The 24,645-nt window shown below is 74.6% G+C and carries 19 protein-coding genes; 6 read left to right on the top strand and 13 right to left on the bottom strand.

Annotated features, from left to right (window positions below; all coding sequences use genetic code 11):
• Nucleotides 1-114 precede the first annotated feature (114 nt).
• The 8 genes from pgl to tkt form a co-directional block, all read right to left on the bottom strand.
• Nucleotides 115-870, bottom strand: a complete 756-nt coding sequence (pgl, locus tag HUT06_RS23275) for a 6-phosphogluconolactonase (protein WP_176197666.1) — start codon at nucleotides 868-870, stop codon at nucleotides 115-117.
• The gene (locus tag HUT06_RS23270) at nucleotides 867-1,913 is read right to left on the bottom strand and encodes a glucose-6-phosphate dehydrogenase assembly protein OpcA (RefSeq protein ID WP_176197665.1); all 1,047 of its coding nucleotides are present in this window, start codon (nucleotides 1,911-1,913) and stop codon (nucleotides 867-869) included. The genes pgl and HUT06_RS23270 overlap by 4 nt, the downstream gene beginning before the upstream one ends.
• A complete protein-coding gene (gene zwf, locus HUT06_RS23265) occupies nucleotides 1,913-3,439 on the bottom strand; it encodes a glucose-6-phosphate dehydrogenase (protein ID WP_176197664.1) in 1,527 nt (508 codons plus the stop codon). Before zwf ends, HUT06_RS23270 begins: the two co-directional genes overlap by 1 nt.
• Before the next feature lie 110 nt (nucleotides 3,440-3,549).
• The gene (locus tag HUT06_RS23260) at nucleotides 3,550-5,142 is read right to left on the bottom strand and encodes a glucose-6-phosphate isomerase (protein WP_176197663.1); all 1,593 of its coding nucleotides are present in this window, start codon (nucleotides 5,140-5,142) and stop codon (nucleotides 3,550-3,552) included.
• Nucleotides 5,139-6,842, bottom strand: a complete 1,704-nt coding sequence (locus HUT06_RS23255) for a phosphoheptose isomerase (RefSeq protein ID WP_176197662.1) — start codon at nucleotides 6,840-6,842, stop codon at nucleotides 5,139-5,141. Before HUT06_RS23255 ends, HUT06_RS23260 begins: the two co-directional genes overlap by 4 nt.
• Nucleotides 6,843-6,978: 136 nt before the next feature.
• The gene (locus tag HUT06_RS23250) at nucleotides 6,979-8,646 is read right to left on the bottom strand and encodes a glucose-6-phosphate isomerase (RefSeq protein ID WP_176197661.1); all 1,668 of its coding nucleotides are present in this window, start codon (nucleotides 8,644-8,646) and stop codon (nucleotides 6,979-6,981) included.
• Complete coding sequence (gene tal, locus HUT06_RS23245; RefSeq protein WP_176197660.1) at nucleotides 8,643-9,758, bottom strand: transaldolase; 1,116 nt, start codon at nucleotides 9,756-9,758, stop codon at nucleotides 8,643-8,645. The genes HUT06_RS23250 and tal overlap by 4 nt, the downstream gene beginning before the upstream one ends.
• Before the next feature lie 10 nt (nucleotides 9,759-9,768).
• Nucleotides 9,769-11,895 carry a transketolase gene (tkt, locus tag HUT06_RS23240; protein WP_176197659.1) on the bottom strand — a complete coding sequence of 709 codons (2,127 nt, stop codon included), beginning with the start codon at nucleotides 11,893-11,895 and terminating at the stop codon, nucleotides 9,769-9,771.
• Nucleotides 11,896-12,510: 615 nt separating this feature from the next.
• Here tkt and HUT06_RS23235 point away from each other — a divergent pair.
• The 3 genes from HUT06_RS23235 to HUT06_RS23225 all read left to right on the top strand — a co-directional run bounded on the left by HUT06_RS23235 (nucleotide 12,511) and on the right by HUT06_RS23225 (nucleotide 15,804).
• Nucleotides 12,511-13,455, top strand: a complete 945-nt coding sequence (locus HUT06_RS23235; RefSeq protein WP_176201563.1) for a heme o synthase — start codon at nucleotides 12,511-12,513, stop codon at nucleotides 13,453-13,455.
• A 73-nt stretch (nucleotides 13,456-13,528) separates the two neighbouring features.
• Entirely contained in the window at nucleotides 13,529-14,755 is a 1,227-nt protein-coding gene (locus HUT06_RS23230) for a PrsW family intramembrane metalloprotease (protein ID WP_176197658.1), read from the top strand.
• A gap of 47 nt (nucleotides 14,756-14,802) precedes the next feature.
• Entirely contained in the window at nucleotides 14,803-15,804 is a 1,002-nt protein-coding gene (locus HUT06_RS23225) for a heme A synthase (RefSeq protein ID WP_176197657.1), read from the top strand.
• 49 nt (nucleotides 15,805-15,853) lie between these two features.
• Here HUT06_RS23225 and polX read toward each other — a convergent pair whose 3' ends face one another.
• The 5 genes from polX to HUT06_RS23200 all read right to left on the bottom strand — a co-directional run bounded on the left by polX (nucleotide 15,854) and on the right by HUT06_RS23200 (nucleotide 21,197).
• A complete protein-coding gene (gene polX, locus HUT06_RS23220) occupies nucleotides 15,854-17,575 on the bottom strand; it encodes a DNA polymerase/3'-5' exonuclease PolX (protein WP_176197656.1) in 1,722 nt (573 codons plus the stop codon).
• A gap of 51 nt (nucleotides 17,576-17,626) precedes the next feature.
• The gene (prcB, locus tag HUT06_RS23215; RefSeq protein WP_254715343.1) at nucleotides 17,627-18,463 is read right to left on the bottom strand and encodes a proteasome subunit beta; all 837 of its coding nucleotides are present in this window, start codon (nucleotides 18,461-18,463) and stop codon (nucleotides 17,627-17,629) included.
• A 65-nt stretch (nucleotides 18,464-18,528) separates the two neighbouring features.
• Nucleotides 18,529-19,476, bottom strand: coding sequence for a DMT family transporter (locus HUT06_RS23210; protein ID WP_176197654.1), 948 nt, complete (start codon nucleotides 19,474-19,476; stop codon nucleotides 18,529-18,531).
• A gap of 3 nt (nucleotides 19,477-19,479) precedes the next feature.
• Nucleotides 19,480-20,250 carry an ABC transporter permease gene (locus tag HUT06_RS23205; protein WP_176197653.1) on the bottom strand — a complete coding sequence of 257 codons (771 nt, stop codon included), beginning with the start codon at nucleotides 20,248-20,250 and terminating at the stop codon, nucleotides 19,480-19,482.
• Nucleotides 20,247-21,197, bottom strand: coding sequence for an ABC transporter ATP-binding protein (locus tag HUT06_RS23200; protein ID WP_176197652.1), 951 nt, complete (start codon nucleotides 21,195-21,197; stop codon nucleotides 20,247-20,249). Before HUT06_RS23200 ends, HUT06_RS23205 begins: the two co-directional genes overlap by 4 nt.
• A 198-nt stretch (nucleotides 21,198-21,395) precedes the next feature.
• Here HUT06_RS23200 and HUT06_RS23195 point away from each other — a divergent pair, with 198 nt between their 5' ends.
• The 3 genes from HUT06_RS23195 to arcC are packed head-to-tail and all read left to right on the top strand — an operon-like array spanning nucleotide 21,396 to nucleotide 24,644.
• The gene (locus HUT06_RS23195) at nucleotides 21,396-22,634 is read left to right on the top strand and encodes an arginine deiminase (RefSeq protein WP_176197651.1); all 1,239 of its coding nucleotides are present in this window, start codon (nucleotides 21,396-21,398) and stop codon (nucleotides 22,632-22,634) included.
• Nucleotides 22,635-22,684: 50 nt separating this feature from the next.
• A complete protein-coding gene (argF, locus tag HUT06_RS23190; protein WP_176197650.1) occupies nucleotides 22,685-23,698 on the top strand; it encodes an ornithine carbamoyltransferase in 1,014 nt (337 codons plus the stop codon).
• Between the two features lie 10 nt (nucleotides 23,699-23,708).
• Nucleotides 23,709-24,644 (top strand): carbamate kinase, encoded by a 936-nt coding sequence (arcC, locus tag HUT06_RS23185; protein ID WP_176197649.1) that lies wholly within the window; start codon nucleotides 23,709-23,711, stop codon nucleotides 24,642-24,644.
• Nucleotide 24,645 lies beyond the last annotated feature (1 nt).

The following is a 24,645-nucleotide window of genomic DNA, read 5'->3' as shown; positions in this document are numbered from 1 at the left end:
GCCCGTCGCGCGGGGTAATCCCGCGTTCAAGGCCCGCACAAGGTATGCACGTGCTCAGGTTATGCACGGTTCAGCGCGACCCATGCGACACCACGGCCACTCTTCGGTGTTCTCTCAGCCGGGCAAGTCCGCCGCGGCGGCGATGTCCAGCAGGAACAGGGTCCGGTCGCGCCCGCGCGCCCCGGCGGCCGGGGCGCGGGCCACGTCCGCGTCCGCCGCCAGGGCGAGCCGGACGGCCTCCGCCTTCGACGCGCCCGCCGCCAGCACCCACACCTCGCGCGCGGCGCGCAGCGACGGGAACGTCAGCGAGATCCGGGTCGGCGGCGGTTTGGGGGAGTCGCGCACCGCGACCACCGGACGCTCGTCGCGCAGCCCCGGCATGCCGGGGAACAGCGACGCGACGTGCGCGTCCGGGCCCATGCCGAGCATCAGCACGTCGAACTGCGGGACCGGGCCGCCGCCCGGCCCGGCGGCGGCGCGCAGCTCCGCGGCGTACCGCTCCGCCGCCGCGTCCGGGTCGTCGCCGTCCGGGCCGTCCGGGCCGCGCATCGCGTGCACCCGCGCCGGGTCGACCGGGACGTGGTCCAGCAGTGCCGCCCGCGCCCCGGTCTCGTTGCGCTCGGGGTCGCCGGCGGGACGGAACCGCTCGTCGCCCCACCACACGTCCACGCGGGCCCAGTCGACCGCGTCGCGCGCGGCGGACGCGGCGACCGCGGCCAGCACCGCGGTGCCGACCCCGCCGCCGGTCACGACGACCGACGCCGAGCCGCGCGCCGCCTGGGCGTCGGCGATCCGGGTCAGCAGCCGCGCCGCGGCCGCCGCGGCGAGCACGTCCTGGTCGCGGTGGACCAGGACCGCCGGGGCGCTCACGCCCCTCCCTCGGCGTCGCCGCGTCCCCCGGTGGCGCGCCGCGCCTTGGCGTGCCGCTTGGCGGGCCCGGTCTTGGCCGCCGCGTCCGTCGCCGACACCGGCTCGTCGGCCACGCCCGGCCGCGCCGTCCCGTGCGCGAGGTCCTTGGCGAACCGGGCGGCGGCTTCGCGGTACACCTCGTCGGGGTCGAGCCTGCGCAGCTCCTCGGCCAGCAGGTCGGGCATCGGGCGGCGCAGCAGCGACACCTGCCGGTCGGGCTGCCCGGGCCGGCACAGCGTCGCGACCCGCCCGTCCGGGCGGTGGATGACGATGTCGCCGCCGGTCGTGGTGAGCCGGACGCCGGTGATCCCGGGCCCCTCGGAGACGGCCCGCCCGAGCGGCACGCCGAGCCGGACCGACAGCCACGCGGCCAGCAGCTCCGCGCTCGGGCTGTCCGGCTCGGCGGTCACCTCGCCCGACACGATGTCGTCGTGGTCCTGGTCGAGCGCGGCGGCCAGCAGCGACCGCCACGACGTGAGCCGCGTCCAGGTGAAGTCGGTGTCGCCCGGCCGGTAGCCCTGCGCGAGCTGCGCGAGGGTGCCGAGCCGGTCGCGGGCCGCGTAGGAGTCGGTCACCCGGCGCTGCGCCAGCGCGCCGAGCGGGTCCTTCGCCGGGACCTTCGGCACCTTGCCGCCCGGCCACCACGTCACGACCGGGGTGTCGGGCATCAGCAGCGGGACGACCACCGAGTCGGCGTGCTCGGCGAGCGGCCCGTACATGCGCAGCAGCACCGTCTCGCCCGGCCCGGTCTCGCCCATCCGGATCTCGGCGTCCAGCCGCGACGAGCCGCCGCGCGGGTCGCGGGAGATGACGGTCAGCACCCGGCAGGGGTGCTCGCGCGCCGCCTCCGTCGCGGCGCGGACCGCGTCGTACTGCGCCGACTCGTCCGTCACGATGATCAGGGTCAGCACCATGCCGACCGCCGGGCCGCCCATCAGGTGCCGGGACTGCGTCAGCGCGTCCTGGATCTTGCGGGTGGTGGTCCCGGTGAGATCGATGTTCATTAGAGCCGCCTCCAGGTGCGCCCGTCCCGCGCCATCAGCTCGTCGGCGCTGTCGGGGCCGTAGCCGCCGGACTTGTACTGGTCGAGGCCGCCGCGGCTCGCCCAGAACTCGGTGATCGGGTCGAGGATCTGCCAGGACAGCTCGACCTCCTCCTGCCGGGGGAACAGCGGCGGGTCGCCGATCAGCACGTCCAGCAGCAGCCGCTCGTAGGCCTCGGGGGAGGTCTCGGTGAACGACTCGCCGTAGGCGAAGTCCATGTTGACGTCGCGGATCTCCATCGAGGTGCCGGGCACCTTCGAGCCGAACCGGACCGTGATGCCCTCGTCCGGCTGCACCCGCATCACCAGGGCGTTCTGCCCGAGCTCCTCGGTGTCGGTCTGGGAGAACGGCAGGTGCGGCGCCTTCTGGAACACCATCGCGACCTCGGTCACGCGGCGGCTGAGCCGCTTGCCGGTGCGCAGGTAGAACGGGACGCCCGCCCAGCGCCGGTTCTCGATCTCCAGCTTGATCGCCGCGTAGGTCTCGGTGCGGGAGTCGGCCGGGATGCCGTCCTCGTCCAGGTACCCGCGGACGTTCACGCCGCCCTGCCAGCCCGCCGCGTACTGCCCGCGCGCGGTCGCCTCGGCGAGGTCGCCGGGTACCCGCACCGAGGACAGGATCTTGGCCTTCTCGGCGCGGACCGCCTCGGCGCGGAACGAGGTGGGCTCCTCCATCGCCGTCAGCGCCAGCAGCTGCAGCAGGTGGTTCTGGATGACGTCGCGGGCGGCTCCTATGCCGTCGTAGTAGCCGGCCCGCCCGCCGATCCCGATGTCCTCGGCCATCGTGATCTGCACGTGGTCGACGAACGACCGGTTCCAGATCGGCTCGAACATCGTGTTGGCGAACCGCAGCGCCAGGATGTTCTGCACCGTCTCCTTGCCGAGGTAGTGGTCGATCCGGAAGATCGACTCCTCGGGGAAGACGCGGTGCACGGTGTCGTTCAGCTCCACCGCGGTCCTCAGGTCCCGGCCGAACGGCTTCTCGATCACCACCCGGCGCCAGGCGCCCTCCTTGCGGTCGGCGAGGCCGCTGCGCTGCAGCTGCTCGACGACCTGCGGGAAGAACTTCGGCGGTATCGACAGGTAGAAGGCGTAGTTGCCGCCGGTGCCGCGGCTCTCGTCCAGCTCCTTGACGGCCATCGACAGCGCGTCGAACGCGCCCGGGTCGGAGAACTCGCCGGGGACGAAGTGCATGCCCTCCGACAGGTGCGTCCACACGTCCTCGCGGAACGGGGTCCGCGCGTGCGCCTTGACCGACTCGTAGGCGATCTGCCGGAAGTCCTCGTTCTCCCAGTCGCGGCGCGCGAAGCCGACCAGCGAGAAGCCCGGCGGCAGCAGCCCCCGGTTCGCCAGGTCGTAGATCGCCGGGAGCAGCTTCTTGCGGGACAGGTCCCCGGTGACCCCGAACAGCACGAGCACGCACGGCCCGGCCACCCGCGGCAGGCGCTTGTCCCGCGGGTCGCGGAGCGGATTGGCTGGGTTGGTCACGTGGCCCCCTCTGGTCGGACTGCGCCTTCTCGTCTCACTGCTGCAAGCATCCTGCCCCAACTCGTGTCACGGGCCCCACTTCCTGGAACGTGCGCCTTCCGTGCGGGGCCTCATCGCCCCGCGCCGGCGGCGTCGAGCAGCCGGGCGAGTCCCGCCCAGCGGTTCTGCAGGTGCAGCCGCACCACCGCGCGCCCCGCCGCGCGCGCGTCGCGGGCGTCCCCGAGCGCCCGCGCGAGCTGCAGCATGGCCAGCCGGTGGTGCCGGCCCGGGACCGGTACGTCGCGGACGACGTTCCCGGTCACCAACAGGTATACGCCTCCGCCGGTTTGATCATTCCCGGCCGCGCGGGGCCGCCCGCCCCACCCGGTGCGCACCGGCCGGCCGCAGCGGGCGGCCAGGAGCGCGGCCAGCCGCCGCACCTGCGCGCCCTGCCCGCGCGCCTCGTCGGGATCGAGGTGGGCGGCCAGGTCCAGGTGCCCGGCCGGGCCGACCTCGGCGGCCAGCGCGTCCAGCAGCGCGGGGAGGCCGGACGCGCCGGCCAGCGCGGGCACCGTCGTGTGCGCCTCCACCGCGCGGCCGGGATCGCCGTCGGCGAACAGCGGGTCGCCGGTCCCGTCGTCCACGGTCATCGCGGCGGGCGGTGCGGGCGGCGCGAGCGGGTCGGCCTCCAGCAGGTAGGCCGCGACGGCCGCGGCGTACTCCCACACCACCAGCTGCGCCGCGAGCGGCCCCGCGACCGTGGCGTCGTCCTGGTGCGGACGGCCCCCGAAGGTGACCAGGAACAGGTCGTCGGCGGGCGCCAGCGGCATTCCGCCCTCCTGGACGACCGGGACCAGCCGCCCGCCGGTCGCCTCGTCCAGCAGGTCCGCCGCCCAGCGGGCGAGGCCGGGCCGGTCGGCCGCGTAGCCGCCGAGCACCGCCGTCCGGCGGCCCGCGCGGGCCGCCCCGCCGAGGATCGCGCCGAGGACGAGCCCCGGGTTGTTCTCCGGCCGGGTCAGCGCGGGCAGCGCCGCGGTGGCCTCGTCCAGCAGGGCCCGGACGTCGGCGCCGGCGAGCGCGGCGGGCACCAGCGCGTACGGCGACAGCGCCCCGAACGCCGTCGCGGCCGGCGCCTCCACCAGCGGGTGCCCCGCCTCGGCGGCGTGCTTGGCCGCGGCGGTGCCCGGCTCGGCGACGGTCACGAACCGCCGCGCGGCCTCGGCGGGGGACAGGCCGGCGTCCGCGAGCATCCCGGCGATCACCGACCGCAGCGTCTCGGCGGCCGGGTCGTCGCCGGCGACGGCGACCAGGGTCCGGCCGAGCCGCTCCCCGTCGTCGCGCAGCCGCAGCAGCGGGCCGGGCTCCAGGCCGTCCAGCACGCTCAGCGGCGCCCCGCCGGCGGCGGCGATCAGCTCCGCGGCGCGGGCCGGGGTGCCGCCGCCGAGCAGCACGACCTCCGTCAGCCCCTCGGCGCGGGCTCCGGCGCGCAGCTCCTCGGCACGGTCCAGGGCGGCGCGGCCCGGGCCGGGCTGGCCGGGCCAGCACAGCGGCCGGCCCGCCACCCCGGCGGTGGCGGCGGACGGCCACAGCGACGCGTCCTCGGACGCGAGCCGGACCGGCACCTGGTCGATCCACAACCGGCCGAGGACCCGCTCGGCGGCCTCCTTCAGCGGACCGCGCGCGGTGATGGCCGTCTCCCCCGAGACGACGGCGGTGAAGCTCACGGCCTGCGCGCCCCCGCCACCGCGCGGACCGCCCCGGTCAGCCGGCCGGCGCCGTCGACCGGGTCGCGCAGGTGCAGCCGGATCACCGGCAGCCGGCGCTGCCGCAGCGCCCGCAGTTCGCCGAGCGCCCGCGCCAGCCGCAGCTGCGCCAGGCTGTAGGGGCGGCCGGGCACCGGGTGCGCGGCGAGCGCGTCGCCGGGCGCCGGGTCGCCGGTGATGATGAGGAACGCGCCGTTGCCGGGGCCGTCCTTGTGCACCGGCCCGGTCGCGTGCGGGTAGCCGGGGCCCGGGCCGTAGGCGACGGGACGCCCGGCCGCGCGCGCCAGCGACGGCGCCAGGTACCGCCCGGAGAAGTCGCCCGACAGGTACGTCATCACCGACAGGTAGCCGTCGGAGGGCACCGAGGCGACCAGCCCGCCGAGGACGGTCCGCAGCTCCGCGCCGGGCGGCCACGGGAAGTCGGCGTGCACCTCGATGCCGTCCTCGACGTACACCGGGCGCTCCGCCGTCAGCGACCCCGCCGCCGCGCCGCGCAGCAGCATCGCCGCGTCGTCCTCGGCCTCCTGCACGACCGTGCTGCCGGCCTCGAACGGGTTCACGCCGAGCAGCCACCCGGCGACGGCCGTCGCGTACTCCCACAGCAGGAACTGCGCGCCGAGCGGCGCCCACACCGAGGTGTCCGCGTCGTCCTGCGCCGCCGACCGCGGGTTGATCGCCACGCCGTGCACGTCGGGGAACTCGCCGCGCCCGCCGGGCGGCTCGAACGCCAGCACGCCGCGGCCCCGCTTGCCGGTGCCGACGGCGAGCAGCTGGGAGATCCACGCGCTCAGCGCGCCCGGGCCGCCGGGCTCGCGCAGCAGCACCTTGTCGCGGGCGAGCCCGCCCTCCGGCTGCTGCGCGCAGCCGCCGATGACCGCGCCGAGCAGCAGGCCCGGGTTGTCCTCGTCCTTGGACAGCGACGGCACCAGCGACGCCGCCTCGTCCAGCAGCCGGTCGGCGTCCGCGCCCGCCAGCACCGCCGGGACCAGCCCGTACGCCGACAGCGCGCCGTAGTGGCCCGGCAGGTAGGGGTCGGTCAGCCCGATCCGGTAGCCGCACTGCCGGGCGAAGTCGTGCAGCGGGCTGCCGTGGTCGGTGACGACCAGGAACCGGCCCGCGATCTCCCGCTCGGACATGCCCCGCTCGCGGAACGCCGCGGCGAAGATCCGCCGGTAGGCGTCGCCCTCCAGCGACACGCCCGCCTTGCTCGCCAGGACGACCAGCGTCCGGTCGAGCCGCTCCATCGCGAACGCCAGCGCGGCGGTGTCGCCGCCGTCCAGCACGGTCAGCTCGCCGGTGGTGCGCTCGGCGCCGCCCGGGGGCGTGCCGGCGGGGCCGCCGGCGCCGGCCAGCGCCGGCGCGTGCGCCTCCATGATCGCCTGCGCGGCGAGGCTCTCCGCGCCGACGCCGATCAGCACGATGTGGTCGAGGCCCGAGTAGCGCGCCTCCGACACGAGCCCGCCGATCTGGTTCAGCAGCCCGCGGGAGGCGAACGGCAGGTCGAGCCAGCCGAGCCGGCTGTGGTCCACCGCGCGCCGCCCCCACAGCCGCGGGTCCTTGGCGGCCAGCGCGCCGGGGACGCCGCAGCTCACGAGGTAGTCCCGTGCCTGCAGCGCCGAGTCCAGCACGTCGCCGCGCGTCAGTACGTCGAATCCGGACACCGTTCCCTCCTGCCCCCCATCGTTTCAGGAGAGAACGGGCATTCGCGACCATCTCCATCGATCTTCTTTGTCGCGTCCCGGATCCGCGCGGTCGCGCTGCGTCCCGGCGGGCGGGCGGCGGGCGCGCGGCGGGCGGTCAGCCGAGCGCGGCGGTCAGCTGCGCGAGGCCCTCGGCCCGGTCCCGCAGGTGCAGCCGGACCGCCGGGCGGCCGAGTGAGCGCAGCACCCGCAGGTCGCCGAACGCCTGCGCGAGCTGCAGCTCGCCCAGCGTGTACGGCTTGCCCGGCACCGGCACGTCGGTCGTGACCGCCCCGGTGATCTGCAGGAACGCCCCGTTCAGCGGCCCGCCCTTGTGGTACTGGCCGGCCGCGTGCAGGTAGCGCGGGCCCCAGCCGAACGTGACCGGCGCCGGGGTCCGGCGGACCTCGCCGCCGCGCGCGGCCAGCAGCGGCCGCAGCCCGGCCGCCGCCGCGTCGCCGGAGCGGTCCAGGTAGGCCAGGACCGCGAGGTAGCCGCCGCCGGGGACGTCCGCGAGGACGGTCTCCAGCGCCTCGGTGAGCGTCTTGGCGCCGCGCAGCGCGTCCTCGGGGGCGTGCACCTCGACCGCGCCCTCGACCAGCTCCGGCGGCCGCCGGACCACCGTCGGCGCGGTGCCCTCCTCCGAGCGCAGCAGCGCGGCCGTGCTCTCCCGCGACTGGCCCGTGTCCGGCTCGTCGAACGGGTTCACCCCGATCACCCGCGCCGCGACCGCGACCGCGTACTCCCACAGCAGGAACTGCGCGCCGAGCGGGCCCGCGACGCTCACCCCCGCCTCGCGGCCGGGGCCCGGCTCGTCCGGGCGGCGGCCCAGGATGACCCGCCGCAGGTCGCCGGCCAGCGCGAAGCCGGGCGCGTCGACGCCCTCCACCACGACCGGCAGCAGCCCCTTGCCGTCCTTGCCGAGCGCGCCGCCGACCAGCTGCTCCGCCCACCCGGCGAGGCCGTCCAGGCCGGAGCCGTGGTCGGCGATCACCAGCTTGTCGCGGACGCCGAGCGCCGACGAGCCGAGCGCCGCGCCGAGCGCCAGCGCGGGGTTGTCGTAGGGCTGCCGCAGCGCCGCGGCGAGCCCCGACGCCTCGTCCAGCAGCGCGCCCGCGTCCGCGCCCGCGAGCACCGCCGGGGCCAGCGACCGCACGCCGAGCGCCCCGAACCGGTCGTCGACGTCGGGCTCGGCCGGGACGAGGTGGTGGCCGACGTCCCCGGCCGTGCGCGCGAGCGCGGAGCCCTCCTCGGCCACGATGACGAACCGGCGCGCCAGCTCGGCGCCCTTCAGCCCGGCCTCGGCGAACGCCCGCCCGAACACCCGCCGCAGCGACTCCGCCTCGACGCTCTCGCCCACCACGACGACGAGCGTCCGGTCCAGGTCGGCCGCCAGCACGCGCCCCACCTCGTGCGGGTCGGTGGTGTCGAGGACGGTCAGCCGGACGCCGGCCGTGCGGCACATCGCCTCGGCGGCCAGGGCCGTGCCCCCGGCGGCGGCCAGCACGATCCGGTCGAGCCCGGCGGCGCGGGTCTCGCGCAGCAGTGCCGCCGCCGGGCCGGCCGGCCGGTCCACCGTTGACCGCGAGGCCTCCGGCAGGTCCAGCCAGCCGAGCCGGCGGGCGGCGAGCGGGGCCGCGTCCGGCCCCCACAGCTTGGCGCTCCGGGACGCGAGCGAACCCGGCACGCCGTCGGAGACGAGACGGTCCAGGACCGTCTCGCCCTCGTCGACGACGGCGCCGCGGATGGTGACCGAGATCCCCCCGGCGGTCACCACCGAGGTCACGCGCCGGCCCTCTTGGACTCCAGCTCGCCGGTGATGGAGTCGAGCATGCCCTTCCACGAGGCCGCGAACTTCTCCACGCCCTCGTCCTCCAGGACCCGCACGACGTCGTCGTAGTCCACGCCGGCCGCCTTCAGCGCCGCCATGTGCGCGCGGGCGTCGTCGTAGGAGCCGCGGACGGTGTCGCCGCGGACCTGGCCGTGGTCGGCCTCGGCCACGAGCGTCGCCTCCGGCATCGTGTTGACGGTGCCGGGCGCGACCAGCTCGTCCACGTACAGCGTGTCGTTGAGGTCCGGGTCCTTCACGCCGGTGGAGGCCCACAGCGGACGCTGGGGGCGGGCCCCGGCGTCCTTCAGCGCCTTCCACCGGTCGGTGGCGAACTTCTCCTCGTACAGCGCGTAGGCGAGCCGGGCGTTGGCGAGCCCCGCCTTGGAGCGCAGGCCCTTCGCCTCGTCCGAGCCGATCTTGTCGAGCCGCTTGTCGATCTCGGTGTCCACCCGGCTGACGAAGAACGACGCCACCGACGCCATCTTCGACAGGTCGTGGCCGTTGTCGCGGGCCTGCTCCAGACCCGCGAAGAACGCGTCGATGACCTCGCCGTAGCGCTCCAGCGAGAAGATCAGCGTCACGTTCACGCTGATGCCCTGGGCCAGCGTCGCGGTGATCGCGGCCAGCCCCTCCCGCGTCGCGGGGATCTTGATGAACAGGTTGGGCCGGTCCACCAGCCACCACAGCATCCGCGCCTCGGCGACCGTCTTGCCCGTCTCGCGGGCCAGCCGCGGGTCGACCTCGATCGACACCCGGCCGTCGACGCCGTCGGTCCGGTCGTAGACCGGGCGCAGCACGTCGCAGCCCCACCGGATGTCGTAGGTGGTGATCGCGCGGGACGCCTCCTCGACGTCCACGCCCAGCGCCGCCAGGTCGCGGACCTGGTCGTCGTAGGCGTTGCCCTTGCTCAGCGCCTTGGCGAAGATCGTCGGGTTGGAGGTGACGCCCACGACGTGGCTGTCCTTGACCAGCTCGGCCAGGTTGCCCGTCCGCAGCCGCTCCCGGCTGATGTCGTCCAGCCAGATCGACACGCCCTCGTCCGAGAGCTCCTTCAGGATGTCGCTCATCGCTCTCCTCCTAGTTGCCCGTGGTCTCGCCGCGCCCGGCGCCGTGCACGCCGGCCTTGATCAGGCTCGCCTTGGCCGCCGCGACGACCCGCTCGGCGGTGATGCCGAACTGCAGGAACAGCGTCTTGTAGTCGGCGGACGCGCCGAAGTGCTCCAGACTCACCGACTCGCCGTCGTCGCCGACGTAGCCGCGCCAGCCGAGCGCGACGCCCGCCTCGACGGACACGCGCGCCTTCACCCCCGGCGGGAGGACCTCCTGCCGGTAGGCGTCGGTCTGCTCCTCGAACCACTCCACGCACGGCATCGACACCACCCGGGTCGGGGTGCCCTCGGCCTGCAGCGCCGTGCGCGCCTCCAGGGCGAGCTGCACCTCGCTGCCGGTCGCGATGAGGATCACCTCGGGCTGCCCGCCGTCGGCGTCGGCGAGGACGTAGCCGCCCTTGGCGGCGCCCTCCGCGGACGCCAGTTCGCCGCCGCGCTCCAGCGTCGGCAGCTTCTGCCGGGTCAGCGCCAGGCCCGCCGGGCGGTCGGTGTGCCCGAGCACGGTCCGCCACGCCACCGCCGTCTCGTTGGCGTCGGCCGGCCGGACCACGTCCAGGCCGGGGATGGCCCGCAGCGCCCACAGGTGCTCGACCGGCTGGTGCGTCGGGCCGTCCTCGCCGAGGCCGATCGAGTCGTGCGTCCACACGTAGGTGACCGGCAGCTTCATCAGCGCCGCCAGCCGGACGGCCGGGCGCATGTAGTCGCTGAAGATCAGGAACGTGCCGCCGTAGGGGCGGGTGCCGCCGTGCAGTGCGATGCCGTTGCAGATCGCGCCCATCGCGTGCTCGCGGACGCCGAAGTGCAGCGTGCGGCCGTAGCGGTGGCCGGGGAACTCCTTGGTCTGGAACTCCTCGGGGATGAAGGACGGCTCGCCCTTCATGGTGGTGTTGTTGCTCTCGGCGAGGTCGGCCGAGCCGCCCCACAGCTCCGGCAGCACCGGCGCCAGCGACGCCAGGATCTCGCCGGACGCGGCGCGGGTCGCGATGTCCTTGCCGGCCTCGAACGCGGGCAGCGCCTCGTCCCAGCCGGGCGGCAGCGTGCGGGTGGAGATCCGGTCGAACTCGGCGGCGCGGCCGGGGTTCGCCGCCCGCCACGCGTCGAACGCCCCGTTCCACGCGGCGTGGTCGGCGCGGCCCCGCTCGCACACCTGCCGGGCGTGCGCCAGCACGTCCTCGGGGACCTGGAAGGTCTCCGCCGGGTCCAGGCCGAGGATCCGCTTGGTCGCGGCGACCTCGTCGGCGCCGAGCGCCGAACCGTGGATCTTGCCGGTGTTCTTCTTGTTCGGCGCCGGCCAGCCGATGATCGTGCGCAGCGCGATGAACGACGGGCGGGCCGTCTCGGCCTTCGCCGCGGCGAACGCCGCCGCGAGCGCGGCCACGTTCTCCTCGTAGTCGCCGTTCTCGGTCCAGTCGACGCGGTGGACGTCCCAGCCGTAGGCCGCGTACCGGGCCCGCACGTCCTCCGACAGCGCGATCGCGGTGTCGTCCTCGATGGAGATCTTGTTGTCGTCGTAGAGCAGCACGAGGTTGCCGAGGCGCTGGTGGCCCGCCAGCGCGGACGCCTCGTGGCTGATGCCCTCCTCGATGTCGCCGTCCGACGCGAACGCCCAGATCATGTGGTCGAACGGGGACTCGCCCTCGGGCGCGTCCGGGTCGAACAGCCCGCGCTCGCGGCGCGCCGCCATCGCCATGCCGACCGCGTTCGCGATGCCCTGCCCGAGCGGCCCCGTGGTGGTCTCCACCCCGGCGGTGTGCCCGTGCTCGGGGTGCCCGGGGGTGAGGCTGCCCCACTTGCGCAGCGCCTTCAGGTCGTCCAGCGTCATCGGGTAGCCCGACAGGTACAGCTGGATGTAGAGGGTCAGGCTGGAGTGGCCGCAGGAGAGCACGAACCTGTCGCGCCCGGCCCAGTTCGGGTCCGTCGGGTCGTGCCGGAGGAAGCGCTGGAAAAGAAGGTAGGCGGCCGGCGCGAGGCTCATCGCCGTGCCGGGATGGCCCGAGCCGGCCTCCTCGACCGCGTCCATGGCGAGGGCGCGGATCACGTCCACCGCGCGCCGGTCCTTGTCGGACCACTCAAACGTGCTGTTGTCCCTGCTCACGGAACGCCAGGCTCCTCTCGAACCGGTGTCAAGATGACTCTGTAATGTTGTGCGCCGCAGCCCCGTGCCGCCCTGCCGCGGCCTCCGATGGCCGTAACGCCCGGCGACCCGGCGCGCTTCCCCCTGCCCCGTTCCGCCGCCGGTCCGCGGCGGGCGAAGATCATGCCGCGCCCCAGGCGAGCCTATCGCGAGGGAGGGCCGCCGCAGGCGGGACGGGACGCGCCGGGGGACACGCGCGTCCGGGGGGTCCGGGCCGCGTGCGGCGCCTCATGCACCCTTGCCCGGCGGCCCCTGCGACTAACCCCCCGCACGGGGGATCCGGAGGGTGATCCCGGACGCGTCCGGACGGGCCGCCCGGCGGGGGCGGGCGATCATGGATCGGCGCGTCCGGCGCGTCCGGCGACCCGGTGCACGGCCCCCGGAGGGGGCGGACTACAGTGATGGCGCGGCCGACGGAAAGCGGCCGCCGCAACAAGACCAGCCGAAGTCGCATCAACCGGAGGCCGGCCCGGAACGCGGGGGCACCGCCGAGGTGGACCGATTTCTCATCCCTAGTTGGACGTGGACCCGATTGTGACGGTGCTCAGTAGCAAGCGCGGGGTCGAGCTCGACGAGATGCCGGGGGCGCTCTCGCCGGCCCTCGTGCCGGACCCCGCCGAAAGCGCCGCCCGCCGGACGGTGGGGGCGAGCGTGCGCGCCTACGTGGCGCTCACGAAGCCACGCGTCATCGAACTGCTGTTGATCACCACGATCCCGGTGATGTTCCTCGCGGCCGGCGGCGTCCCGCCGCTGTCCACCGTGCTGCTCACGCTGGCGTTCGGGACCATGTCCGCCGGATCCGCCAACGCGATCAACTGCTACATCGACCGCGACATCGACGCCAAGATGCGCCGCACCCGGCGCCGCCCGCTGGCCCGCCACCAGGTCACCCCGGCGCGCGCCCTGATCTTCGGGGTGACGCTGGCCGTGCTGTCCACGGCCGGGTTCCTGCTGGCGGTCAACCCGGTCGCCGCGGCCGGGTCGCTGTTCGCGATCCTGTTCTACGTCTTCGTGTACTCGCTGCTGCTGAAGCGGCGCACCTCGCAGAACGTCGTCTGGGGCGGCATCGCCGGGTGCATGCCCGTCCTCATCGGCTGGGCCGCGATCACCGGGTCCGTCGCCTGGACGCCGTTCGTGCTGTTCATGGTCGTGTTCCTGTGGACGCCGCCGCACACGTGGACGCTCGCGATGCGCTACCGCGAGGACTACGCCGTCGCCAAGGTCCCGATGCTGCCGGTCGTCGCGTCCGAGCGCCGCGTCGTCACCGAGAGCCTCGCCTACACCTACGCCACCGTCGCGGCCTCGCTGGCCCTGTGGCCGGTCGCCGGGATGAGCCCGGTGTACGGCGCCGTCGCCGTCGTGCTCGGCCTGGTGTTCCTCGCCGAGGGCCACCGGCTGCTGAAGGCGGTGCGCGCCGGCGTCACCGGCGTCCACCTGCGGCCGATGCGGTTCTTCCACCTGTCCAACGTCTACCTGGCGCTGCTGTTCACCGCCGTGGCCGTCGACCCGCTGCTGCACTGACCCGCCCCGCCCGGTCACGCTGCGTGGCGGTCCCGGCTTAGCGCTTCGCCCCACCTGCCGTTACCCTCACGACATGGCGCGCATGGACCCGAAGGCGGTGCTCGACGGCCGGGTGCCCGGCCGGCCCCCGGTCGGCCTCATCGTCGGCATGACCGTGTCCGGGCTCTGCATCCTGGTCGCGTTCGGCGCCGACGCCGCGTTCGGCGGCGCGGGCTTCTGGGTCGGCGTGCTGCTGGCCATCCTGCCGATCCCGGTGCTGGTCGCCCTCGCGCTCACCCTCGACCGGCTGGAGCCCGAGCCCCCGCGCGCGCTCGTGTTCTCGTTCATGTGGGGCGCCGGGATCGCGGTGCTCGGCGCGCTCGTCCTCAACACCGCCGGGCTGCTGTACGTCACCGTGCCGATCTTCGGGGAGACCGAGGGCCACTTCGTCAGCGCCACCTTCGGCGCGCCGATCATCGAGGAGACGCTGAAGGGCGCCGTCCTGTTCGGGCTGCTCTGGTTCCGCCGCAACGAGATCGACGGGTTCGCCGACGGCATCATCTACGCCGCCATGGTCGGCCTCGGCTTCGCCATGATGGAGAACATCACCTACTACATGCGGGCGTTCGAGGACGGCGGCGCCCAGCAGCTCCAGGCGGTGTTCGTCCTGCGCGGCCTCATCGCGCCGCTCAGCCACCCGCTGTTCACCTCCATGACGGGCCTCGGCGTCGCCTACGCCGCCACCCACCGGCGCGGCCAGCTCGCCGCGCCGCTGCTCGGGCTGCTCGGCGCGATGATCCTGCACGGCCTGTGGAACGGCGCCGCCGGCGCGTTCGGCCTCGCCGGGCTCGGCATCGTCTACCTGCTGGACTTCGGCGTCCTGGTCACGCTGATCGTCATCGTCTTCGTCGAGCGGCGCGGCACCGTCCGCCGCATCGAGGCCTACCTGCCGCGGTACGCGGGGACGGGCCTGGTGACGCCGCAGGACGTGCGGATGCTGCGCTCCATCCCGTCCCGCCGGGCCGCCCGCCGGTGGGCCCGGTCCGTCGGCGGCCCGCCCGCCGGCCGCGCCATGACCGACTACCAGCTCGCCGCGACCGAACTGGCGCTGCTGCACAAGCGCGCCGACCGGGGGGTGGCCGACGAGCGCTGGTTCGCCACCCGCCGCGACGCGCTGCTGGAGCTGATGTCGCTGGCCCGGCAGGCGTTCCTGCGCACCCCGCCGCGCGCCGGCGCGAACTGGCCCGCGGGCCCGCCGTGGGCGGCGCAGGGCCCGTCGGGCTTCCTGCCGCCGCGCCCGCCCGGCCCCTACGGCACGTAACCGGGGGGCGAGTCGGGACCACCGGGACCCGGCCATACGATGGGGCCGTGGCAGAGCGACCGTCGACCAACCTCCTGAACCGGACCTGGAACGCCGTGTGGCGTCCGACCCATGGATCGCTGCGGCTGCTCGCGCTGCTCGGCGTCGTCGGCAACGTGCTGATCGTCGTCAGCGGCGGGGCCGTGCGGGTCACCGAGTCAGGGCTCGGCTGCCCCGAGTGGCCGCGCTGCAGCGGCGACAGCCTCGTCCCCACGCACAACCCCGAGCACCACTGGCTGAACATGTCGATCGAGTTCGGCAACCGGCTGATCACCTTCGTGGTGCTCGGTGTCGGCATCCTGGTGTTCGTCGCGGCGCTGCGGCTCGTCCCGCGCCGCAAGGACCTGGTCTGGTGGGCGCTCGCGCAGCCGATGAGCGTGGTCGCGCAGGCCGTCATCGGCGGCATCGTCGTCCTCACCGAGCTGCACCCGGCCGCCGTGTCGCTGCACTTCCTCGTCTCGCCCGCGCTGCTGGTGTTCTGCGTCGCGCTGTGGATCCGCGCCGGGGAGGGCGACGCGCCGCCGCGCCGGCTCACCGGGCCGTGGACGCGCGGCCTCGCCGCCGTGCTGCTGGCCGCGTGCGCCGCCGTGCTCGTCGCGGGCACCGTCGTCACCGGCACCGGCCCCCACGCGGGCGACGCCGAGTCCCGCCGCTACGGCTTCGACATCACCGACGTCGCCCGCATCCACGGTGAGCTGGCCTGGCTCACCATCGCGCTGACGGTGGCCGTCATCATCGCCCTGTACCGCGCCGGCGGCCCCGGCCTGCGGAGCGCGCGCCTGCGGGCGCTGGAGCTGGCGGGCCTCCTCGTCGTCCAGGGCGCGATCGGCTACACCCAGTACTTCCTCGGCGTCCCCGCCGGGCTGGTGCTGCTGCACATGCTCGGCGCGGTGCTGATGTGGATCGCGGCGTTCCGCCTCTACTTCGCCCTCCGCGACCGGGGCCCCGCCCCCATCGCGGTGCCCGCCCCGGCCCCCGCCCGCCAGGCGGAGACCCCGCAGCCCGCCTGAGACCCGCAGCCCGCCTGAGACCCGCAGCCCGCCTGAGACCCCGCGCCCGCTACGGCTTCTTGCCGAGGAACTCGCGGAGGCGGGGGAGGGGCCAGGTGTTGATGACGTCGTCGGGGGTCAGCCAGCCGCGCTGGGCGGTGCCGATCCCGTAGCGGATGTTGCGGTGGTGCGCGAGGGAGTGCGCGTCGGTGTCGACGGAGAACTTCACCCCGAACCGCTTCGCGCGGCGGACCAGGTCGGCGGGCAGGTCGAGCCGGTCGGGGAACGAGTCGATCTCCATGGCGGTGCCGGTGCGGGCGGCGGCGCGGAACACCTCGTCCCAGTCGGCGTCGACCGGCGGGCGGCGGCCGATGCTGCGCGCGGTCGGGTGGCCGATCACGTGCACGTGCGGGTTCTCGCACGCGCGGACGAGCCGCCGGGTCATGGCCGCCTGGTCCTGGGTGAAGTGCGAGTGGACCGAGGCGACGCACACGTCGAAGCCGGACAGGAAGTCGGCGTCCCAGTCGACGCCGCCGTCGGGGTCGATGTTGAGCTCGGTGCCGTGCAGCAGGACCAGGTCGCCGTAGTGCTTCTGGAGTTCGGCGATCTCGGCGCGCTGGGCGAGCATCTTCTCGTCCGTCATGCGCTGCATCACCAGGTTCGGCGCGTGGTCGGTGATCGCGTAGTACTCCAGGCCGCGGGCGTGCGCGGCGGCGGCCATGTCGGCCAGGGAGGCGATGCCGTCGGTCAGGTCGGTGTGGCTGTGCAGGTCGCCGCGCAGGTCGCCGACGGTGACGAGGCGGGGCAGCCCGTCCTTCAGGGCGGCCTCGATCTCGCCGGTGTCCTCGCGGAGCGCGGGGTGCACCCACGGCAGGCCGAGGCGCTCGTACACCTCCTCCTCGGTCTCCGACACGATCAGCTCGTCGGTCTCGGCGTCGAACAGGCCGTACTCCGACAGCTTGAGGCCCGCCTTCACCGCGATCTCGCGGGTGCGGATGTTGTGCGCCTGCGAGCCGGTGAAGTACTGCAGCGCGGCGCCCCACGACTCGGGCGGGACGACGCGCAGGTCGACCTGCAGCCCCTTGGCGGTGCGGATCGAGGTCTTCTTGTCGCCGCTCGCGATGACCTCCGCGACGAACGGCAGCGCGGTGAAGGCCGCCATGATCGGGCGCGGGTCGCGGGACGCGGCGAGGACGTCGACGTCGCCGATGGTCTCGCGCATCCGGCGCAGGGACCCGGCGTGGGCGCAGCGCTCCACCTGGGGCAGCTCCGCCAGCGCGGCGGTGATCTCGTCGGCGACGGCCGCGGCGGCGTCGACCAGGACGCGCTCCCCGGAGCTGCGCAGCAGCTCGATGCCGCGCAGGATGTTCTCCTCGGTCTTGGCGCCGAAGCCCTTGAGGCCGCGCAGCCGCCCCTCCCCGATGGCGGCGGCCAGCTCGTCCACCGAGGAGATGCCGAGCTCCTCGTAGACGGCCAGGGCCTTCTTCGGGCCGAGCGTGGGGATGGCGGTGAGCGCGCGGACCCCGGCCGGGATCTGGGTGCGCAGCTCCTCCACCTGCCGGATCGTGCCCGTGGTGTTGTAGTCGAGGACCTTCTTGGCGATCGCCTCGCCCACGGCCGGGATCGTGCGCAGCCCGGCCAGGTCGAGGCCCGCGATGTCGTCGGGGTACCCGGCGATCGCCCGCGCCGCCTTCTCGTACGCCCTGATCTTGAAGGCGTCACCGCCGGTGATGGACAGCAGGTCGGCCAGCTCCTGGATGAGCGCGGCGGCCTCGTCGTTAGCGCGTGCCATACGGCCGAGTCTAGGCGGGGGGTACGACGTTTCCCGTGCTCGGCCCGGTGCTCAGCGCAGCGGCGCGGTGGGCCCGCCGGGGCTGTCCATCCGGCCGCGGACGACCGCGTCGGCGATCGCGGAGACCTGGTCCTCGGGCAGCCGGCGGTAGCCGTCCTCGGTGACGACCGCGACCGTCGGGTAGATCCGCCGGGACGGGTCGGGCCCGCCGGTGGCGGTGTCGTCGTCGGCCGCGTCGTACAGGGCCTGGACGCACACGGTGGCGGCGTCCTCCAGGGACAGGTCGCGCCGGTACAGCTTCTTCAGTGCGCCCAGCGCGTACGGGGAGCCAGACCCGTCGGCGTGGAAGTCGCGGGCCTCCTGCGGGGCGCCGGTGATGTCGTAGGTGTAGATGCGGCTCTCCGCGGTGCCGGGGTCGTACCCGGCGAACAGCGGCACGACGGCGAGGCCCTGCAGCGCCTGGGCGAGGTTGGCCTGGATGACCGCGCCCAGCCGGCGGGCCTTGCCCGGCAGCGACAGCGGGACGGTCTCCATCTTCTCGTAGTGCTCCAGCTCGACCTGGAACAGCCGGACCATCTCCAGCGCCAGCCCGACCGTCCCGGCGAACGCGACGGCGGAGTACTCGTCGGCGCGCTGGACCTTGTCCAGCTCCCGGTAGGCGATGCGGTTGCCCTGCGTGGCGCGCCGGTCGCCGGCCATCATGACGCCGCCCGGGAACTGCAGCGCGAGGACGGTCGTGCCGTGCGGCAGCTCCGGCGCGTCGCCCTCCGGCACCCGGTTGACCGGGAGCAGCTCGGGGGAGTGGACGCGCAGGAAGTCGACGAACGAGGCCGAGCCCGCCTCGAAGAACTCCGGCGGGATGCCCTGGTCCTCGGTCCGGCCGATCACGGCGGCTCCCTTCCCCATGCTGGACGATCTGATCTTTCCACCCTGCCACACGAGCCCGCCGCCGCTCAGGCTTCGGGCGCCTCCGGCGGATCCTTCTGGCCGCGGGTGGCCCCGGCGCAGGCGGCGATGACGCAGCCGACCGCGACCCACTGCCGCCCGGACAGGACCTCGCCGAGCACGACGAGCCCGACGAGCGCCGCGACGGCGGGCTCCAGGCTCATCAGGATCCCGAAGACGCGGGCGGGCACCCGGCGCAGCGCCTCCAGCTCCAGCGAGTACGGGATCACCGACGACAGCAGCCCGACGCCGAGCCCGATCAGCAGCAGCGTCGGGTCGAGCAGGGCGCCGCCGCCCGCGGCGACGCCGCTCGCGATGCCGCCCGGCAGGATCACCAGCGTGCCGACGATGCTCGCCAGGGCCAGCCCGGTGGTGCCGGGGATGCGCTGCCCGGTCGCGGCGGTGAGCAGGATGTAGGCGGCCCAGCCGACGGCCGCGAGCAGCGCGAACCCGATGCCGACGATGTCGAGATCGCCGCCGCCCCGGGCCAGCATCAGGACCCCGGCGGCGGCGAGCGCCACCCACACCAGGTCGCGGGGGCGGCGGGAGCCGGCGATGGCGACCGACAGCGGGCCGAGGAACTCGATCGTCACCGCCACGCCCAGCGGGATCCGCGACAGCGACTGGTAGAAGGCGAAGTTCATCCCGGCCAGGGAGACGCCGTAGCCGGCGACGACCGCGAGGCTCTTCCAGGAGTGCTCGCGCAGCACCGGCAGCAGCGCCCGGCGGGCCAGGAAGCCCAGCACGAGCGCCGAGGCCAGCAGCCGGATCGACACGACCGACGTCGGCGGGAGCCGGTCGAACAGGTGCTTGGCCAGGCCGGCGCCGACCTGCACGGACACGATGCCGAGCAGGATCAGCGCGGGCGGCGGCACCGACGCGGGCGACAGCGCGCGCACGCGGCCGGGGGCGCGGCTCGCGCCGCCGAACGAGCCGGGCGCCTCAGCGAGTGCCAACGATCACTCCCACCGGAAGAAGCGGGCGGCGAGGGCGAGTCCGGCGACGGCCCACACCGCGAGGACGAGCAGGGGTTGCGCGGGGAGCGCGGCGCCGTCCCGCAGGACGTCGCGCAGCCCGCCCGCCAGCGCCGAGATCGGCAGCAGTTCCAGGGCGTCGCGCACCGGGCCGGGGAACTTCTCGAGCGGGAACACGACACCGCCGACGGCCAGCAGCAGGATGTAGACCAGGTTGGCGGCGGCGAGGGTGGCCTCGGCGCGCAGCGTCCCGGCCATGAGCAGCCCGAACCCGGAGAACGCGGCGGTGCCGAGCAGCAGCAGGACGACCACCGAGCCGGGGTCGCCGGCCGGGTGCCAGCCGAGCGCCAGCGCGACCGCGCAGATCACCGCGGCCTGCACCGCCTCGACGGCGAGCACGCTGGCGGTCTTGGCGGCGATGAGCCCGCCGCGCGGCAGCGGGGTGGCGCCGAGCCGCTTGAGGACGCCGTAGCGCCGCTCGAACCCGGTCCCGATCGCCTGCCCGGTGAACGCCGTCGACATCACCGCGAGCGCGAGGATGCCGGGGGTGAGGAAGTCGACCCGGCGGCCGGCGCCGAGGTCCAGCAGCGAGGTGGCGCTGAACAGCACGAGCAGCACCACCGGGATGATCAGCGTCAGCAGCAGCTGCTCGCCGTTGCGCAGCACGGTGCGGAACTCGTAGCGGGCCTGGGACATGACCATCCGCGGCAGCGGCACGGCTCCCGGCGCGGGGGACAGGTCCAGCGGGGCGGTCATGCGCGCAGCTCCCGTCCGGTCAGTTCGAGGAAGACGTCCTCCAGGGTGCGGCGCTCGATCCGCAGGTCCTCGGTGAGGACGCCGTGGGAGGCGCACCAGGCGGTGACGGTGGCCAGCAGTTCGGGCCGCACGTCCGCCTCGATCAGGTAGTGCCCGGCGGGCGACTCCTTGGCGGCGCTCCCCGCGGGCAGCGCCGCGAGCAGCTCGTCGAGGCCGAGGCCGGGCCGGGCGCGGAACCGCAGCTGCCGCTCGGCGCCGGTCAGCACCTCGGGGGCGCCCTCGGCGACGACCCTGCCGTGGTCGACGATGACGACGTGGTCGGAGAGGCGCTCGGCCTCCTCCATGTTGTGGGTGGTGAGGACCACCGACACCCCGGCGGCGCGCAGGTCGCCGATGAGGTCCCAGGTGGCGTGCCTGGCCTGCGGGTCGAGGCCGGTGGTGGGCTCGTCCAGGAAGACCAGCTCGGGACGCCCGACGATGGCGACGGCCAGGGACAGCCGCTGCTGCTGCCCGCCGGACATGCGGCGGAACGGGGTGCGGGCGTGCTCGGTGAGGCCGAGCCGCTCCAGCAGCGCGGCGGTGCCGAGCGGCGCCGCGTGGAAGGAGGCGACCAGCTCCAGGAACTCCCCGGCGCGGGCCGTGCCCGGCACGCCGCCCGACTGCGGCATCACCCCGACCCGCGGCTTCAGCGCCCGCGCGTCGGCGGCCGGGTCGAGCCCGAGGACGCGGACGGTGCCCGCGTCGGCCCGCCGGAACCCCTCGCAGATCTCGATCGTGGTGGTCTTGCCCGCGCCGTTCGGGCCGAGCAGCGCTGTGACGGCGCCCCGGGCGGCGTCGAGGGACAGCCCGTCCACGGCCCGCCGCTCCCGGCCGGCCGTCCCGTAGCGCTTCACGAGCGAGCGCAGCTCGACGGCGCTGTGCCGGTCGCCGCCTCCGGGGGGTGTCATGCCGACGAGTCTAGGTCTGCGGCCGGGCAGCTTCGCGCCGGGCCCCGGCGCCGCGCCGGGTGAAGGTCGGGTCAAGCCCCCGGGTCGGAGCCGGCCGGGTTTCGCGGGCCCGAGCGCGGGAATCGCGGTCGTACCGCCGGGCCGGCCCCGGCGGGCAGGGGGCGCGCGGCGACGCGGCCGCGCTCGGCGGAGGTGGGGATGTTTCACGTTGACTCGGAGGCCGGCCGGCTCCGGGAGGTCCTGCTGCACCGGCCCGAGCTGTCGCTGAAGCGGCTCACCCCGTCCAACGCGGCGGGGCTGCTGTTCGACGACGTGCTGTGGGTGCGGCGCGCGGTGGAGGAGCACGAGGAGTTCGAGGACGTCCTGCGGGCGGAGGGCGTGCGCACGCACCTGCTGATCGACCTGCTGCGCGAGACGATCGGGATCCCCGAGGCGCGCAAGCACATCCTGGACGCCGTCGTCGACCCGCACTGGTTCGGCCCGCTCGCCACCGACGCGATCCGCAACTGCCTCGACGCGATGGACGTCCACGAGCTGGGCTCCTACCTGGTCGGCGGCATCACCAAGCGGGAGATGCTGGAGCGGATGCCCGAGCCCGCGTCCATCGCGTTCCACTCCATCCCGGCGGACGGGTTCATCCTGCCGCCGCTGCCGAACCACCTGTTCACCCGCGACACCTCCTGCTGGATCTACGACGGCGTCTCGATCAACACCATGCGCAAGAAGGCGCGGATGCGCGAGACGGTGAACATGGAGGCCGTCTACCGCTGGCACCCGCTGTTCGCCGCCGGCTACGGCCGGCCCGCCGAGGGCGGCTTCCGCGTGTGGAGCAGCGGGACGGCGATGGCCCCGGCGACGCTGGAGGGCGGCGACGTCCTGGTCATCGGGAACGGCGCCGTGCTGGTCGGGATGAGCGAGCGGACGCAGCCGCAGGCCGTCGAGATGCTCGCGCAGTCGCTGTTCGCCGCCGGGTCGTGCACCCGGATCGTCGCCCTGCGGATGCCGCACAAGCGGGCGTTCATGCACCTGGACACCGTCATGACGATGGTCGACCACGGCGTGTTCACCGCCTACGCGGGGATGGGCATGCTGCCGTCGCACACCGTCGAGCCCGGCGACACCGAGAAGGAACTGAAGATCACCGATCACCCGGCGCAGGACATGCACCGGGCGATCGCCGCCGCGCTCGGCCTGGACGGCATCAAGGTCATCACTCCGACGCAGGACGTGTTCTCCGCCGAGCGCGAGCAGTGGGACGACGGCGCCAACGTCCTCGCCGTCTCGCCCGGCGTCGTCGTCGCCTACGAGCGCAACGCGACGAGCAACAACGAGCTGAGCCGCCACGGGATCCGGGTCATCACGATCCGCGGCAGCGAGCTCGGCCGGGGGCGCGGCGGCCCGCGCTGCATGACCTGCCCGCTCGTCCGGGACGCCTGACGACCACCTTCCGCGGCACCGCCCGCGGCACGACCCTCGGGAGACCGGAAATGGCGCTGGACCTGCGCGGCCGCAGCCTCGTCAGGGAGCTCGACCTCACGCCGGCCGAGTTCGAGGGCCTGCTCGGCCTCGCCGCCGAGCTGAAGGCCGCCAAGCGCGCCGGCACCGAGACCCCCGCGCTGGCCGGCCGGAACATCGCGCTGATCTTCGAGAAGACCTCCACCCGGACGCGCTGCGCGTTCGAGGTCGCCGCGCACGACCAGGGCGCCCACACCACCTACCTCGACCCCGGCGGCTCGCAGATCGGCCACAAGGAGTCGATGAAGGACACCGCCCGCGTCCTGGGGCGGATGTACGACGGCATCGAGTACCGGGGGTCCAGCCAGCGGCTCGTCGAAGAGCTCGCCGAGTACGCGGGCGTCCCCGTGTGGAACGGCCTGACCGACGAGTGGCACCCCACGCAGATGCTCGCCGACATGCTCACCATGCGCGAGCACAGCGGCAAGCCCTTGCAGGACGTCACCTACGCCTACCTGGGCGACGCGCGCAACAACATGGGCCACAGCTACGTGGCCGCCGGCGCGCTGCTCGGCATGAACGTGCGGATCGTCGCGCCGCGCACCCTGTGGCCGGACGAGGAGACGGTCGTCAGGCCGTCCATGGCCGTGGCGGCCGGGACGGGGGCGGACATCGTCCTGACCGAGGACGTCGCCGAGGGCGTCCGGGGCGCCGACTTCGTCCTCACCGACGTGTGGGTGTCGATGGGCGAGCCCAAGCAGGTGTGGGACGAGCGCATCGCGCTGCTCACGCCCTACCAGGTGAACGCCGAGGTCATGCGGGCCACCGGCAACCCCGGCGCCAAGTTCATGCACTGCCTCCCCGCCTTCCACAACAGGGAGACCGCGGTGGGGGAGGAGATCTACCGCAAGACCGGCCTGGAGGCGCTGGAGGTCACCGAGGAGGTGTTCGAGTCCGCCGCCTCCATCGTCTTCGACGAGGCCGAGAACCGGATGCACACCATCAAGGCGGTCATGGTCGCGACGCTCGGAGGGCCGGGCGGGTGAGGGGGAGCGGATGCGCGTGGTCGTCGCGCTCGGAGGGAACGCGCTGGTGCGGCGGGGGGAGACGCCCGACGCCGCGCCGCAGCGCGCCAACGTGGACCGCGCGGTGCGGTCGCTGGCGCCGCTCGCCCGCCGGCACGAGCTGATCGTCACGCACGGGAACGGCCCGCAGGTCGGGGTGCTGTCGCTGGAGAGCGTCAACGACCCGTCCCTGACGCGGCCGTACCCGCTGGACACCATCGGCGCCGAGACCCAGGGCATGATCGGCTACTGGATGCTGCAGGCGCTGCAGAACGCGCTGCCGGGCCGCCAGGTCGTCGCGATGATCAACCAGACGCTGGTGTCGGCGGTGGACCCCGCCTTCGAGGACCCCACCAAGTTCGTCGGGCAGGTCTACGACCGGGACGAGGCCGACAAGCTCGCCGCCGAGTACGGCTGGACGGTCCGCCGGGACGGGGACGGCTGGCGCCGCGTCGTGCCGTCCCCCCGCCCGCAGCGGGTGATCGAGACACGGCTGATCAGGGAGCTGGTGCGGCTCGGGACCGTGGTGGTCTGCGCGGGCGGCGGGGGCGTGCCGGTGTTCCGCAACGACGTGGGCCGGCTGGAGGGCGTCGAGGCGGTGATCGACAAGGACCTCACCGCGTCCGTCCTCGCCGAGAGCATGGACGCCGACGCGCTGCTGATCCTCACCGACGTGCCCCGGGTGATGCGGAACTACGGCACGCCGCAGCAGGAGGAGATCACCCACACCACCCCGTACGAACTGCGCGCCGAGGACTTCCCCGCCGGGTCCATGGGCCCCAAGGTGGCGGCCGCGGCGAGCTTCGTCGAGCGGACCGGCGACATGGCCGCGATCGGGCGGCTGGACCAGTGCGTGGAGATCCTGGAGGGCACCGCGGGCACGATCGTCACCCCGAACGCCACCTGGCCCCTGGAGAGCACCCTGTGAC

The organism is Actinomadura sp. NAK00032, assembly GCF_013364275.1.
Lineage (GTDB): Bacteria > Actinomycetota > Actinomycetes > Streptosporangiales > Streptosporangiaceae > Spirillospora.
This window is presented reverse-complemented; position numbering and strand designations above follow the sequence as displayed.

Excerpts from the sequence above, each read along its gene's own strand:
- HUT06_RS23200 (WP_176197652.1), bottom strand. The coding sequence starts at position 21,197 with ATGACACCCCCCGGAGGCGGCGACCGGCACAGCGCCGTCGAGCTGCGC.
- arcC (WP_176197649.1), top strand. The coding sequence starts at position 23,709 with ATGCGCGTGGTCGTCGCGCTCGGAGGGAACGCGCTGGTGCGGCGGGGG.
- tal (WP_176197660.1), bottom strand. The coding sequence starts at position 9,758 with ATGAGCGACATCCTGAAGGAGCTCTCGGACGAGGGCGTGTCGATCTGG.
- argF (WP_176197650.1), top strand. The coding sequence starts at position 22,685 with ATGGCGCTGGACCTGCGCGGCCGCAGCCTCGTCAGGGAGCTCGACCTC.
- HUT06_RS23205 (WP_176197653.1), bottom strand. The coding sequence starts at position 20,250 with ATGACCGCCCCGCTGGACCTGTCCCCCGCGCCGGGAGCCGTGCCGCTG.
- polX (WP_176197656.1), bottom strand. The coding sequence starts at position 17,575 with ATGGCACGCGCTAACGACGAGGCCGCCGCGCTCATCCAGGAGCTGGCC.
- HUT06_RS23230 (WP_176197658.1), top strand. The coding sequence starts at position 13,529 with ATGGCGCGCATGGACCCGAAGGCGGTGCTCGACGGCCGGGTGCCCGGC.
- HUT06_RS23195 (WP_176197651.1), top strand. The coding sequence starts at position 21,396 with ATGTTTCACGTTGACTCGGAGGCCGGCCGGCTCCGGGAGGTCCTGCTG.
- HUT06_RS23270 (WP_176197665.1), bottom strand. The coding sequence starts at position 1,913 with ATGAACATCGATCTCACCGGGACCACCACCCGCAAGATCCAGGACGCG.
- HUT06_RS23235 (WP_176201563.1), top strand. The coding sequence starts at position 12,511 with ATGCCGGGGGCGCTCTCGCCGGCCCTCGTGCCGGACCCCGCCGAAAGC.